General features: G+C 56.1%; 1 protein-coding gene. It reads right to left on the reverse strand.

Annotation, left to right across the window (positions count from 1 at the left end; translation table 11 throughout):
* The coding region (locus tag A6X21_RS25855) for a HisA/HisF-related TIM barrel protein (RefSeq protein ID WP_240490137.1) at window positions 1–328 on the reverse strand (328 nt) is incomplete at both ends.

A 328-nucleotide genomic window follows, 5' to 3' on the forward strand; every position in this document is an offset into this window, starting at 1 on the left:
AACGGCGCGCCAGATCGATGACCGGCATGTCGGATTTCTCCGCCCAGCCTTCGGTGGCAACAAATCCATCGCGCGCGTCAACGGCAACGACAATGCCATCTGTAAATTCGCGCGCCATTTCCTTCACAAAATTTGGGTCTTTCAGCGCCGCAGTACCAATGACGAGCCGGGCCACGCCCATGTCGAACCAACGCTCCACTGTCTGCGTATTGCGAATGCCGCCGCCCAATTGGATATAGCCAGGGAAATTTTCGATAATCCCTTCCACCGCTTCGGCATTTTCTGGCCGTCCGGCGAATGCACCGTCGAGATCAACCACATGCAGAAA

The organism is Planctopirus hydrillae, from assembly GCF_001707835.1.
GTDB lineage: Bacteria > Planctomycetota > Planctomycetia > Planctomycetales > Planctomycetaceae > Planctopirus > Planctopirus hydrillae.